Genomic DNA, 14,711 nt, shown 5'->3' on the forward strand with positions numbered 1-14,711 from the left:
CCAATGGCTTGGTGGCATCCGACCCAAGAGGCTGCGAATACCTGACTGATCAAGGGGCGCGTCGATTGAGTCAGGGCCGGTAGCAGTGTGGGCTGCAGACGCTCTGAAAGTCGCCGCCAGCGCCCCGGCTCGGTCCCGAATGGTTCGCGGGCTCGCTGTTGTCGCAGCTTTCTCGCTCTGCCTCCATCACTGAACGAAAGCGCTGCAGGTGGCATTGGTCGTTGTCAAAGGCATACCCGCGCGCAAGCATCACGCTGGGTCCACCTGAACCACCGCTCCTTCCGGCAACGCCGCCCATGCGATCCATTCGCCCACGGCGATGCGGTGCGTCGCTTCGTCCGATTCGACATGGCCGTATCGCAGCACGAACCCGCGTTCCGCCAATTTCAGCGTCAACTCGAAACCCGGCCAGTCCGCCGGCACCCTGGGCGTGACCGAAAGTCGGTCCCCTCGCACCGTCAGCCCCAGCAGGGTCTCGACGGCGGCCCGATGCAACCATCCCGCCGAGCCGGTGTACCAGCTCCAGCCTCCGCGACCGGCGTAGGGGGCCCCGCCGTAGACGTCTCCAGCCATCACGTAGGGCTCGAGCTCATACAGTGGTCCCCTTTGCGGATGTCGCGCGCGATGTGCGGGGCTCAGGCCCTCGAATGTGAGCCAGGCCGCTTCGACATCGCCCTCCAGTGCTTGCGCCATCAGTGCCCACACGGCCGCGTGCGAGTACTGCCCGCCGTTCTCTCGCACGCCGGGGGGATAGGCCTGGATGTATCCGGGGTTGTTCGTCGATTGCACCAGGGGCGGGTGCAGCAAGCGCATCAAGCCGTGGGGCACGTCATGCAGGAGTTCTTTCATCGATGACAGCGCTCTCGACGTGTGTTCCTTGTCCGAGGCACGCGAGATCGTCGCCCACGCTTGGGCGATCAGGTCAATGCGGCATTCCTCATCGCTCGATGAGCCCAGCGGCGCGCCGTTGTCGAAGAAGGCGCGCCGGAACCACGCGCCATCCCAGCCCGATGCATGCAAGGCCTCGACCCAGCCCCGCCGAGCCGTCTGCCATCGCTGCGCTCGAACTCGATCGCCGCGCGATTCCGCAAACGGCGCGAAGCGCTCAACCACATCGCAGAGGAACCATGCCAGCCAGACCGACTCCCCGCGGCCCTCATGGCCGACGCGGTTCATACCGTCGTTCCAGTCGCCCGTGCCCATCAGCGGCAATCCGTGTATGCCGGTCGCGAGACTGCGATCGATGGCGCGCGCGCCATGTTCGTACATGCTGGCCGCCCGGGTGCCGATCTGCGGCGCGTAGTACGCGTCCTCGGCCCCAAGTGCAACTTCCGGCCCTTCGATGAAGGGCGCTGTCTCATCGAGCACAGAGCGATCCGCCGTCACGTCGATGTAGTGCGAAACAGCATAGGGCAGCCACAAGAGATCGTCTGAGAAATGCGTGCGCACGCCTGCGCCGCCTGGCATGTGCCACCAGTGCTGTACGTCGCCTTCGGGAAACTGACGCGCCGCATTGATCAGTATCTGGTCGCGAAGACGCGCCGGATCAGTCAGTGCAAAGGCCATTGCATCCTGCAGCTGGTCGCGAAAGCCGAAGGCGCCGCCGGCCTGGTAGAAGCCGGCCTTGGACCAGAGCCTGCATGACAGCGTTTGGTACATCAGCCAACGGTTCACCATCGCATCGAAGAGCGGGTCTGGCGTGCGCACCTGCAGCCGACCCAGCAGTTCGTCCCAGAATGCGCGCGCCTGCGACAACGCTTCGGCACCGCTGCGTTGCTGCCAGCGGCGGGCCATCTGCATAGCGGCCTCCGGATCGTCCGCGTGTCCCAGCATGAAGGTGAAGCTGACGCTCTCGCTGGCCGGCAGGCTGAACTCGCCCGCGATGGCCGCGCAGCTATCGAGGCCGCTGCCGCCGCGCGCGTTCAGTGTCTGAGGCAGTTCGATCGCGCCTTGGCCGCCTGAGAAGAATTCGCCGCGGTCACAGGTCCACTGTGCCGCTGCGTTGAGCCCTGCAAGTTGCACGAAGGCGGTGCTGCCGCCGAAGCCTGCACTCGATTCGCGCTGCTGGCCGAACACCGCTGGCAGATCATTGGCCTTCCACGTATGCACGGTGCGGCGCTCCCCGCGCGCCGCCCCGAGTTGCCACTCCACCATGGCAAGCGCACGTAGCCGGCGCGCACTTGCACCGTCGTTGCGTACTTCGACGTGCACAAGCTTCATCCGCTCGTCACGGTCAACGAAGAATGTCGTTTCCATCATCACGCCGCGGTGCAGGCACTCGAAGACGGTGTAGCCCTGGCCATGGCGCACGCGGTGCGTTGTGGCGGTGGCGGTACTTGATCCCCCAGGCGTCAGCGGTAGCAATTCGCGAGTGTCAAGATCTTCCAGCAGGTAGTGTTCAAACGTCGGGTCGCAGACAGGATCGTTGGACCAGGGTGTGATCTGGTGGAGCCGGCTGTTCACGGCCCATGTGTAGCCGGCGCCCGATTCCGAGACCTGAAAGCCGAACGACGCATTGGCGATGACGTTGATCCAGGGCCGCATCGGGCGACGGTGCATGTCGATATCGAAGCGGAACTCGCCGCTCTCGGGGTCGAAGTCGCCTTGCAACGAGTTCGCTGCTGCATCGACTTGGCGCGCTTGCGGGGCCGCCTGGACCGGCGGAGCCGCCAAGCGCACTACCCTGGGAAGGTTGTTCGGGCTGACTGCGGCCTGGCGCAGCGCTGCCACCTGGGATTCGAGCGCTCTTCCGTCGGCGGTAAAGACCACGCGCGCCAGACTGGACAGCGCCGCTTTTTCCGGAGGCGCCACTTCGGCGTCGCGCAGCAGGTAGAACCCCGCGGCGTCGTTGCGCGGGAAGCTGTTCTGCGTCTGTTGGCCGACACGAGTGCGCAGCGCTTCGATCTCCCGTTGCAGCGGCATCAGGTATGACTGCGGCTCGCTATTGAGCACCACCAGGTCACAAGCCACGCCGCCAAATCCCCACCAAGGTTGCGCGCGCAGCAACGTGTCGACCAGGCCCATTCCAGCGATGGAGTGGATGGTGACCAGAACGATCGGCTTGTCGCCCGAAATTCCGAAGCGCCAGATCTGATGCAGGTCGATCAAGCCGCGATCGCGCATGACACGAGGCGTGGTGTATGTAAGGATCGTGGTGAGGTCCTGCAGCGCCACGTTCGTCGCCGGGTCGATGCTCAGGTCGCGCAATCTCACCTGCGCGAGAGTGGCTGCCATGCGCGTCGCGCGTTGGACGTGCATCGGCTGCGCATACCGATCGATGCGGGGCATCAGTTCCTCCGCGCTGTCGGCGGCAGCGGTCGCAAAGGTCACGCGCGCAGTGGCTCCTGGCGCAATCGAAAGACGCACGCGCAAGCAGGCAATAGGATCGAGGCCATTGATCGGCAAGCCGTCGGCCCCCCGCGGTTGCGGATCGAGCACCGGCGTCGCGAGCGTGCGATTGCGCCCGACGAAGGCGCGCCGGTCGGTCATGCAGTCGACAGCCAGCACCAGAGCATCGACCGCTGCGATGAAGTGCGCGGCCGCCATCATGGGTTCGCCTTGCAGCCGAGGCTTGCGGGACATCCGCAGCGCGCGCCAATCCGGGTCCCAGCGGCTCTCGAGGAAAAGATTGGCGAAAGCCGGGTGCGCCTCATCTGCCTTCGGGTCGGAGAGTACCGGCTCAAAATATGAAAAGAGTTCCATGGTGCGCGTCTCGGCGCCCGTGTTGTGCAGCGATACAGTGCGCAGTTCCGTGTCGTCCTCGGGACTGATAAGCACCGTGATGCGCGCCTGCAATCCCGGCCCGCTCGCGTCGAACTGAACCTGGTCGGCCAGAAAGCGCGCACGGTAGCGCCAGTCTTCGCCCGGGGCAGGCAAGGCTGTCAAGGAGGCCAGCGCGCTGCTGCCTGCATCGCGCACGTAGAAGAACGTGCCGTAGCCGTCGCGCAGCGGATCGTCGCGCCAACGGCTCACGTTGAACGCCCGCCAGCGGCTCACGCCCGCGCCATTGGCGCGCAGCGCCACTGTGTATTGACCATTGGACAGCAAGTGCGTGGGTTGAAAGCCGCGCTCCATCGGATCGACCACCCGTGGTTGATAGATGGGAGGCGCTTCGCCAATTGCCGGCACTGGCGGTGTGCGCGGATCCGCGCTGCCGATGATCTGCCGCGGCGTACGCTCGTGAAGCAACGACTGATGCGCCTGCACGAGGGGTGCGCTGCCGAACCAGCGGCGCGGCGCACCGTTGCGCGCGGCGTTGCAAAGCGCCACGAGCGTCATGCCGTGGTGATGGGCCATGACATTGCGCACGATGGTAAAGGGCTGGCCGGCGGGCTGACGCGAGACGGTGAAATCGACCGCGTCGAAGAAGCCGAACTCGCCGCGTGTGCCGAGCGACTCGAGCAGACGAAGGTTCTCGAAAGCATCGACCGGCCGCAGCAGCGCCGCCATTGCGGTGGCGTAAGGCGCGACTACGCGATCGGTCGGGGGCGTTCTACGCAGCGCAAGGCGGGGCACGCCAAAGGGGGAGTACTGGTAGGCGAGCGAATGGTCCCGCGCGAAGTAGGCCGACTCCGAAACGCCCCATGGCAGGTTCTGCGTCGAGCCGAAGTTCTGCTGCTCACTGATGGCGGCAAGGTTGGCGACTTGCAGCAAACCGCCGACCGGCTCCGCCATCACGAGCGCCGGCATCAAGTATTCGAACATCGAGCCAGACCAGGACTTGAGGCCGGCTCTCACGCCCACCGAGAGAAAGGGCCTGCCGAGTGCCATCCAGTGCCGCTGGGGGACGTCGCCCTTCGCAATGGCAAGGAAGCTCAGGAGGCGCGATTCGGAGGCGAGCAGGTCGTAGTAGCTCGCATCGAGGGCGTTCTCTTCGACCCGCAGGCCGATGTGAAAGAGGTGCCGCTTGACGTCATAGAGCCCTCGGAAATCCATTCCGGCGCACAAGATCTCGCAACGCCGAGCGATCGTCTCCAACTGGATGCTTCCGGAAGAAAAGCTGCGGCACGCCTGCGCAACGGCAATCAGATGGCCCGCCAGGTTGCCGCTGTCCACGCTCGATACATAGGCGGGCGGCAGCATCCGCAGCGTTTGCGTGTCGTACCAGTTGTAGAGATGGCCTTCATGCTTTTCGAGCCGATCGACAGTGTCAAGCGTCGCGGTCAGCCGAGCAGCAAGCGCTGGCGTGTCGATCCACCCGAACTCACGTGCACAGCAGCATGACAGAAGGTACATGCCGATGTTGGTGGGCGAAGTTCGATGGGCAATGATCGGTTCGGGATCGAGTTGCAGGTTGTCAGGCGGCAGATGGTTGTCCTCGGGGCCGACCACGCGCTCGAAGAAGTGCCAGGTGTCGTGTGCCAGGGCCTCGAGATAGCCGTGCTGTTCGCCAGTCAGCGCGCCTTCGATTGGCGTGCGGCTGCTCCACCAAGCGACGAGGGGGGCGAGCATCCACAGCACGAAAAGAACAGCACCCACTTGGGGGTGCGGGCTCCATAGCGACGCCACCGCGAGCGCGATGCACACCGCGCTCGTCAAACCCGCACCTCGCAGGAACGCAGGCAGGTCGTAGCGCGCCTGCATTTGCGCCTGGGCTGCGGTCGTCCATTCGAGCAAATGTCGCCGACTGACTGCGATCCGCCACGCAGCGCGTGCGGAGGCGTCCAGAAGCAGGAGCGTCTGCGCCGCGAGTTGCACGAACTGCCATGCACCGCTGGCCGTGGCGCGAAGCAACTCGACGGAACCGACATCAAAAAAGTGGGGCAGCTCGATCGAGCGCCGCGTCGGCACCAGCCCCGCGAGCGCTCCCAGCAACGGACCGAGAACGAGCGCCGCGCCCACAGCGGTGAGCGCCCAGCTCAAGGGGAATGAATCGGTGAAGACAACCCATGCGAGCAGCGCCGCGGACGCTGGCACTACCATGGCACGCCGCAGGTTATCAGTCATCTTCCACAAGCCGAGTGCGTCAATTCCGAAGCGTCGCGCGTGCAACATGAACGGCAACAGCTGCCAGTCGCCGCGCGTCCAGCGGTGAATGCGCGAGGCGGCGACACCGGGATGGTGGGGATGGTCTTCGAGCAGGACCAGGTCGCTCACCATCGCACAGCGGGCAACCGTGCCTTCGAGCAAATCGTGGCTCAGCACGAGGCCATCGGGCACGCGCCGATCCAGCGCGAAATGCACGGCCTGCACATTGAGCAGGCCCTTACCGGTGAAGGAGCCGGTGCCGAAGAAGTCTTGATAGATGTCGAAAGCGCCGTTGCTGTAAGGGTCGAGTCCGCATTGGCCCGCGAACATCCAGTGAAACAACGAGCGCTCGCGCCGCTCGGGAAAGGGTGCGACGACGCGCGGCTGAAAGATGCCAAAGCCAGCAGCGACGCGTCGGCCGACTTGGTCGATCTGCGGCGCATTGAGGGGATGAGCCGCCACCGCGACGAGTTCGCGTAGCGTGCCTGGAGGCAGGCCGGTGTCGCTATCGAGCGTCAATACATAGGGGATTCGTGCCGCAAGCCTAAATCCCGCGGCCATCGGAACAAATCCGCTCGTATCGCCGACCGCGAGCACCCGCAGCAGCATCTCGAGCTTGCCGCGCTTTCTCTCCCAGCCCATCCAGCGCTGTTCGGTGTCGGACCACGTTCGTGGACGATGCAGAAGCGCGAAGCGAGGAGGAGCGGACGCCGGAGCGGGATATACCTCGTTGAGGGCTGAGACGCGCCGGACTGCGTCATCCAGCAAGGCCGAGTCGTCCGGCATCTCGGCGTGCGGCGCATCTTCCCAGTCCGTCAACAGCGCAAATTGCGCATGGTCCTCGCGACTCGCAAGCCAATGGAGCTCGAGGCGATGGACAAGCTGCGCATTGGCTTCGAGCGAATCCAGCATGGACGGAATGACCACGAGTACGGAATGCGCTTGCGGAATGCCCTCCGCAAAATCCAGCCGCGGCAATGCGTTGACATGGGTCGACTCAGCCAAGATGCGGTGCAGCAGCGCAATCACTGCTTCAGAAAGCGGCCAGGCAAGCAGTACCAGCGCCACGATCGACTTCCAAGTTGCGACCTGCCATCCGACGCGATCGAGTTCGTGTACCGCTGCTGCGAGCAGCAGCGCGATGCCGCTGATGATCGTGATCACGTAAAGCGGCAGGCGCCAGTTGCCGGGCGCAGTCTTCGGCTGCGCGAGAGGGCGCGCGCCGCTGCCGCCCGCCGCCAGCGCAGCGATCAATGACGTACGACCTTCACCGAAGAGGTAATAGCCTGCCGTTTGTTGGGCCAGCAACCAAGGGTCCGTGTCGTCCTCTGGCTTGCGCGGCTCGGCCACGGCGTCAGATGCCTGGCGCAATACCTCCCGAGCGACTTCGCTTTCAGGGTGGCGACTTGTGCGCGCGACCTGCTCCATGGCGTGAGTGATCTGCCGTCTGGTGATTTCACTTTCGCGGCTGAAGCTCGGCAGTGTTCGCAGCACGCGCAAAGACCGGCTGACCGGTTCGATCAAGTCGGCCCACTCGAGCTGGCCGATCATGCGCAGCGTCGTGATGATGTTGCCGACGGTGAGATTGGCGGCCGCCTGCGCGGTTTGCGCCTCTGCAATCAGCGCGGGACCATTGGGGCAGTGTTGTTCCGTCCACTTCACGAGCACAGGTAAGTCGTCCCCGTGCTCGACCGGAAGACGCTGCCACAGTTGGGTGAGATAGATCCACTGCATGCCGCGGCTTTGAAGCGCGCGGTACAGCACATCCAGGTCCTGCACGCACAGCGCCCCCGCCGCATCCCACACTGCATGTGCGATCTCCCGTGCGGCCTTGTGCTCGGCGATGCTTTCGGCGACGCGCCGCAGATTTTCCAGCAGCACCACGCGTAGCGTCGTCGGTAAAGCCCACAGTTCACCGAGCGCGAGTTCGTCGACGTCTTGATAGGCGTTGAGGAAGGCGGTGAACAGCTCCTCGTTCAGCACGCTGTCGGTATGGGCCACATAGGCCCAAGCGATACCGTAGACGCGCGGCAGGCCGGTCAAAGGTTCTTCGGAGAGCTTGGGCAGGCGCGCGTAGTAGCTGCGGGGCACGCCCTCGCGAATCTGATGGAGTTGCGCCTCGACCAAATGAAAATTGTCGAGCAGCCATTCGGCCGCCGGCGTCACATAGCGGCCGCTGCGCGAAGTCAGTGCGATGTAGTCGAAGGACTCGCGCAGCGATTCGAGGTTTTTGTCCACCCTCGGGAAAAAAGGAGCGCTGCCGCCGCGAGAGGCGTCGTGCTGCACCACCTGCGCGCGGGCCAGGCTTTGGCCGTGCTGCTCGAAACGTTGCGCACCGAACAGCTCCGCCCGAATCGGGGGTTCTACCTGCGGATGGGGGCCAAAGAGGAGACGGCGTGCATATTCGCTGAGCATGGCGAGCCGGGCGACGACCGCAGCGGCACTCAAGCGACCGCGAACAGTCCGATGCCGAGCACCGCGGCCACGCAGGCCATGGTCACGAGGCGGCCAGCGGCGACTGAACGCACCCGCTGTAGATGGCTCCTGATCGAAAACCATCGCCCTCGTGCCAACGCGCAATGTCGCATGTGGGCAGACAGCGCGTCAAAGTCGCCGGTGATGAATTCGATTTGAGAACCGGCGAGCAATTGGGGGGGCGACATGGCGAAGATTCCTGTGGACGAACCTTGACCACCGCGCAATTGCGAGAGCTGTGAACGTGACTGTCAGGGTACTCTTAATTGCAGACTCTTGTGTCTTCTTTGTCTGGTTTCGACGTAGGAAGCTGCGCCTTGTTCAGCGAATTTGCTTGCGGGAGGTCCTGGATGCGCGCCTACGCGCCCGAACAAGCGGGCGTCTTCGCTTGTCTGCAGAAGACGCCCGCGGCCCCGTCACGCGTGGGGACCACGCGATGCCATGCTCGCTACCTCAAGTTGCGCTGCACTGATAGTTCGCGCCATCGTTGATGTCACCGCTACCCTTGTATTTTGGGTACGCCGGGTATTGGCAGAGCGGGCGCGAAAACAGCGTTGCTCCGGACGAATTCACCTTGGTCGCGGCTGGCGTGCCCGGGTCAGTACCCTTCTCCACCCAGGCCATGGTCGGCGTCAGCAAGTCGAAGGTGTCAGCGCCCGGTCCGCCTCCGCAGTGGTTCACACCAGCAGCAATGTAGAGCCGCGAATTGGCAGCAGCTGCGGCACCTGCCGACGAAGCCACGGGCTCCCATGTTCGGATCGTGTCCCTATGCGACAGCAATGCATCGTCGGAGCCGTGCCAAATCACTATCTTCTTGCCTGCCTTGAGGTAGTCGGAAAGGCCGCTTACCGATGCACTGAAGCCGTAGTAGCCATCAATCACGCCCGCGATGCTAGGGTAGTAGGTGTCTACGCTGAAGCCGGAAGGCGACCAATTCGCGTCGTTGAGGACAATGTTCCTCATATGGCCCACGCCGAGCGAAGCATAGGCCGGGCCCCATTGGGCCATGCTTCCGACGCCGAAGCCCGAGTAAATCGTTCTGCCGTCCACCAGCTTGAGGTCCGTCATGAGCGCCTTGACGGCGGAGGCTTCGTCGGCAGTCAGGCCTGCCGCAGCGGGGACGTCAGTCGTTGGATCGAATTGGCATGCTGACCAGTTCGAGACGATTCCGTCGGCCGCCCCGTCAAGTGCATCGCACTTGGCAACGGCGGCGGCATTGACCGCCGCGAGCTTGGTCGACGAGGGCATTGCAAGTGCCGATGCACGCGTCCACTGCTCGATCTGGCCAGGGAGATTTCGAGTTGGCGCGCCCGCGATAACAGCATCGAAATCCGAGCCGTACTTTGCCGCGGCGTTCAGCGCTCCTCGGCCCCCGTTCGAACAGCCTTGGTAGTACGAGTAGCTGGCTGTCTTCGCGTAGTACTTCTCCGCGACTGCCTTGCCGAATTTCGTAGCAACATTGATGGCGGTATGCGCATACAGCTGCACGACAGCAGAGTTATTCAGGAGTACGGCACCGCTCGGGTCGCGGTGGCCACCATTGTTCGCAGTGAGCACCGCGTGCTGCGACAAGGCGACGTTTGTTTTTCCCACGGGAGGAATGGAGCCATCGAACCCTCCTCCGCCCTGCTGAACAAACCGCCGCTGCCAGACATCGGGCAGACGGACCTCAATGTCGTGCTGCGTGCCAACCTGCGTTCCATTGACCTTGCAGTACGCTGGCAACGTTGCTGTGGCGGGAACGTTCACGGCGGCCGTAACTTGGACGTTCTCGATGGTTTGCCCCGCCAGCGTGTCGCACGAGATTGCTGGGGCGACGTCAGCGGTAGGTGATTCGCCACCTCCGGTGGGTCCGGGGGCGGTTCCACTCGAAGGTGCGCTACCGCTTGGTGTTCCAGCAATTGGCGGGAGAGCGTACCCGCCGCCGCCGCCGCATCCAGCAATGAGTGCGGCCGCTGCAACAAAGCAAGCCAAGGGCACTCGAAGCGAAGCAGGTTCCGAGGTTTGAACTGAAGGAATCATCACGTTTGTCTCCTGTGGGTTGTTGTGGGTGAAGCGATTCGGAGGCTTAGTCGAGCCTGATGGAATTTGCCTTGATGACCTTCCCCCAGCGCTCTCGCTCCGCTTCCACATAGGCGGTCATCTGTTGTGGTGTGCCAGGCATTCCTTCCAATGCGAGGGTTTGGAAGCGGGCCTTGACCGGTGTCGAGTTGAGCGCTTCCTGCAACGACTTGCTCAGCTTCGAAACCACCTCAGCGGAGGTGCCGGCTGGGACGACCAAACCTTGCCATGCATAGGCAGTGAAGTCCTTCACGCCTTGCTCGCTGAGAGTGGGAACGTGAGGCATCGTGGCCAACCGAGACGGGCTCGCGACGCCGAGTGCGCGCAGCTTCCCTGTGGCGATGTATTGCTGCACGCTCGCCGTATCGATGAAGCCGAATGGAATCTGCCCGCCCATCAAGTCCTGAACGGCAGGGGCGGCGCCTCGATATGGCGCGTGCTGCAAGCTCAAGCCGGTGCGCTCCCGAAAGAGCTCTGCTGCCAAGTGGTGGGGACTCCCGACTCCTGCCGATGCATACGCTACCGGTCCATTGGCCTTGGCCCATTCCAGAAACTCTGCAAGGTTCTTCGCCGGCACATTCGGACTGATCACCAGCAGCATGGGGAATCGTGCGAGCATGCCGACAGGTTGAAAGTCCTTCGCAGGGTCGTAGGGCAGCTTCGAAAACAACCACGGATTGACAGCCAAGGTCGCAAAATCCGCAGACAACAAGACGTGCCCGTAGTCCTTGGAATTCGCCACGTAGCCCGCGGCGATATTGGTTGCAGCGCCTGGCTTGTTGTTGATGACAATGGCCTGACCGAGCGACTTGCTCATGGCGTCGCCCACACTTCTTGCCACAACGTCCGAGCCGCCACCGGCAGCGTATCCAACAACCCACTCAATAGGCCGGCTATCCTGAGCGAACGCCGGAAGCGCAGGCATCGCGGCCGCGAGAAGCCCGGTTTGCAGCACGCTGCGACGTGAAAGTTTTATGCGGTTCATCTTGTCTCCGTTGGTAGTTTCAAATTAAGCGGGCTGGCCGCGAGCGGCGCGGAGCGCCTCGCAATGCACGGCGAGTGCACGCTGCAGGGCGGCGCTAAGCCAACCCGGGTCCGAAAGGCTGCCGCGTGCACAAACATGCTGGTCGGGACGCACGAGCAGGACTGAGCCTGGTTGCATCTCGTACCGCTTCGCCACCAGTCCTTGTGCGTCAATGAAATCTGCGTCGGCGACAGCAGAAGTTGCGGCTATTGCGAGCACCTTCAACTGACCCACTGCCCCTGCTGCGTCACGAAGTCTCGCCAGATTTGCGCTCTCGTCCCCGTCGGCGAAAGCGAGCGCGGTGAAGTCTGGCCCAAGGTGGCGCAGCAGCCAGGTCGACCTGCCATCAGGATGCCGAACTGGCGCATCACACGCCGGCGCACCAGGGACCATTCGTTCGCAAGCACCATCTGGCACCGGCGTATTCAAGGATGACTCGCGAAGTGTGGATGGGACCGAGAGACGCCCGCTGTTGACAAGCGAGCGCGCGAACGGGTGCTTCCGGGCGAGATCCAGCACCGCGTCACGGAAAAGCCGACTCACTTCGCTCTTGGGCGTGATGAAGTCGGTCGCTCTGGTCGAGTTGAGAATGTTCTCGTCGGCGGCGTACTCACGTTCCGCTGCATAACTATCCAACAGCGCATCCGGCGCCCGCCTCTGCAAGACAGCTGCAAGCTTCCAGGCCAGGTTCTCGGCATCCTGCACGCCGGAATTCGCGCCGCGCGCTCCGAAGGGCGACACACCATGCGCAGAGTCACCCGCGAAGAAGATGCGCCCATGCCTGAACTTTTCCATGCGCAGGCATGCGAAGGTATAGACGCTTGCCCACTCAAGCTCGAACTCGGCGTCCTTCAGCGAAGTGTGGGCGAGCATCTGCTTGACTCGAGGAACGACGTTCTCCGGCTTCTTCTCCACTTCGGGATCGGCGTCCCATCCCAGTTGGAAGTCAATGCGCCACACGCCGTCGGGCTGCATGTGAAGCAGCACGCTTTGATTGCGATGGAACGGAGGATCGAACCAGAACCATCGCTCGGCGGGCTGTTCCAGCTTCATCTTCACGTCGGCGATGAGAAACCGGTCGCGAAAAATTCGGCCCTTGCTCTCCTCGCCAATGAGTTGGCGAACCGAGGATCTGGATCCGTCGCACGCGACCAGATAGTCGGCTGCCAGTCGGTAAGGACCCTCTGGCGTATCGATGGTCAGCAGAACGTGGTCGGCTTGTTGCTCTACGTTTGACACCTTGTTGTGCCAACGAAGGTCGATGAGCGGCAGATGTGCGGCTCGTTCTGCCAAGTAGCCCTCGACGTAGTACTGCTGCAGGTTGATGAAGGCTGGTCTTTCGTGCCCGTCCTCTGGCAAGAGGTCGAACTCATAGATTTGCTCGGCCCCGAAGAAGACGCGGCCGAAGTTCCAAGACACGCCCTTGTCGACCATCCGGTCGCCACACCCGAGCCGATCGAAAATCTCAAGGGTGCGCTTGGCAAAGCAGATGGCACGTGAGCCCGTCGAAAGCCTGAAGTCGTTGTCGAGCAAGGCGACGGGCACGCCCCGCTGCGCCAGGTCAATCGCGAGGCTCAAGCCGACAGGCCCAGCGCCAACCACCACCACCGGCTTGCGTGCTGTTTTGGGAATGTCCTGGTCAGGAGACCGCTGAAAGTCGAATTCGAGGGCCTGAAAGTCCAATCCGCTTGTATCTGCATCAGGCAAGTCGGCGAACTTCATTCCTGGCCTCCGTTTGAGGCCGTCTTGCAGGTGGGCGCTTGTCTCATTGGGTCTGCCTTGGAGTAGCGGGCAGACGATACGGCTGGCCTGGAAATGAGACAACGCGATGACGCTCATGCCTAGAATGAGCGCGATTCATGCTGCATTGCGGCACGCTTGCCACCCATGGCCCCTACCGACTCAAGCCTCAAGCAACTTGACCTCAACCTTCTGGGGGTCCTCGACGCATTGCTGCGCGAACAGAGTGTCACCCGTGCGGCCGAATCACTTGGAACGACCCAGAGTGCTATCAGTCACTCGCTTGGCCGGCTTCGGTTCTTCTTCGACGACGCCCTTTTCGTGAAGTCGTCACGGGGGATGGTCGCCACGCGAAAGGCAGAGCTACTGCGACAGCCTGTCGTCGACATCATGGCCACCGTCCAGCAGCAAGTCTTGGCGGAAGCTGGCTTTCACCCAGCTCGCTCGCGCCGAGCATTCGTGTTTGCGATGACGGACGTCGGAGAGTTGGTGTTCCTTCCGCCCCTTCTTACCGAACTGCGGCAGGAGGCGCCTAACTGCACTGTGCGGACGGTGCAGGTGCCCATCGAACAAATTGAAGGTCTACTGGCCTCTGGCGAGGTGGACTTGGCCTTGGGCTCCATCAGGTCGGCCCCAGAAGGCCTCTACCGCCAGCGCCTCTTCCTCAATACGTTCGTCACCGTCGTAAGCTCCCGCAACACTTCGATCAGTGACAGCCTGACGATGGAGCAGTTCCAGCAGATGCCCCAGGTTGTGGTTTCCCTCGAAGGCAAGCTTGGCACTGCCTACGACAAGCTGGTTGAGGAGCAGGGCCTGGAGCGCAACGTCTTCCTGACGACGCCTCATTTTCTCGTTGTGCCACTACTGCTTGAACGGCATCCAGACCTCATCGCTACCGTTCCGATGGAACTTGCGAGCGCCTTCGCCAGGTACGGCACGCTGCGAATCGTAAAACCGCCGATTGAGCTTCCACAGTTCGCGTTGAGCCAGCACTGGCATCCCCGGTTTCACAACGACCCGGCGGTGTGTTGGTTGCGTGCCCTCGTGAAGCGAACGTTCGAGCACTACCGGGAACCCAACCTTGAACAACTTCCGAAGTAGCCATAAAAGCTTGGGAGGGCGAACTACTTGCGCCAGAATGCCCACCAAGGACCTGCACCTTTGTCTTTGGCGTGCAGGTCCGCCCCGAGCGTAGATTGGGCTCCGCTTCTTCGGCGCAGTTCGCGCTCGAGTTCATGAGCCCGACCATTCGCGTCTCGTTCTCCATGCAACGCGCGAGTCCGCCACTGTGTAGCCAGCGCGGCCAACTGGTCGTTGCTGAGATTCTCAAATTCGGACGGTGAATTCACGCGCTGCTCATCGCCACGCACGGCTGCTTCGGACCCATTGCCGGCGTTCATGTGCTTGTACTCTTCGAAACGTGATCCCTGCAACAGTTGCATGG

General features: G+C 63.0%; 7 protein-coding genes. 1 reads left to right on the forward strand and 6 read right to left on the reverse strand.

The features are described from left to right. Positions 1-249: 249 nt before the first annotated feature. From AC1DEK_RS13085 to AC1DEK_RS13105, 5 genes are all read right to left on the reverse strand, one after another. The gene (locus AC1DEK_RS13085; protein WP_478125652.1) at positions 250-8,415 is read right to left on the reverse strand and encodes a glycoside hydrolase family 94 protein; all 8,166 of its coding nucleotides are present in this window, start codon (positions 8,413-8,415) and stop codon (positions 250-252) included. Further along, positions 8,412-8,630, reverse strand: a complete 219-nt coding sequence (locus AC1DEK_RS13090; protein WP_478125653.1) for a hypothetical protein — start codon at positions 8,628-8,630, stop codon at positions 8,412-8,414. Before AC1DEK_RS13090 ends, AC1DEK_RS13085 begins: the two co-directional genes overlap by 4 nt. Positions 8,631-8,895: 265 nt before the next feature. Next, positions 8,896-10,575 (reverse strand): tannase/feruloyl esterase family alpha/beta hydrolase, encoded by a 1,680-nt coding sequence (locus tag AC1DEK_RS13095; RefSeq protein WP_478125654.1) that lies wholly within the window; start codon positions 10,573-10,575, stop codon positions 8,896-8,898. Beyond that, a complete protein-coding gene (locus AC1DEK_RS13100; RefSeq protein WP_478125655.1) occupies positions 10,511-11,488 on the reverse strand; it encodes a Bug family tripartite tricarboxylate transporter substrate binding protein in 978 nt (325 codons plus the stop codon). The genes AC1DEK_RS13095 and AC1DEK_RS13100 overlap by 65 nt, the downstream gene beginning before the upstream one ends. Before the next feature lie 24 nt (positions 11,489-11,512). Beyond that, complete coding sequence (locus AC1DEK_RS13105) at positions 11,513-13,249, reverse strand: FAD-dependent oxidoreductase (protein WP_478125656.1); 1,737 nt, start codon at positions 13,247-13,249, stop codon at positions 11,513-11,515. Between the two features lie 165 nt (positions 13,250-13,414). Between AC1DEK_RS13105 and AC1DEK_RS13110 the strand changes: the two genes are divergently transcribed. Beyond that, the gene (locus AC1DEK_RS13110; RefSeq protein ID WP_478125657.1) at positions 13,415-14,368 is read left to right on the forward strand and encodes a LysR family transcriptional regulator; all 954 of its coding nucleotides are present in this window, start codon (positions 13,415-13,417) and stop codon (positions 14,366-14,368) included. Between the two features lie 23 nt (positions 14,369-14,391). Here AC1DEK_RS13110 and AC1DEK_RS13115 read toward each other — a convergent pair whose 3' ends face one another. After that, positions 14,392-14,709: a hypothetical protein gene (locus AC1DEK_RS13115; RefSeq protein WP_478125658.1), complete on the reverse strand. Its 318-nt coding sequence runs from the start codon at positions 14,707-14,709 to the stop codon at positions 14,392-14,394. Between the last annotated feature and the right edge of the window lie 2 nt (positions 14,710-14,711).

The organism is Variovorax sp. 10N420, from assembly GCF_056394705.1.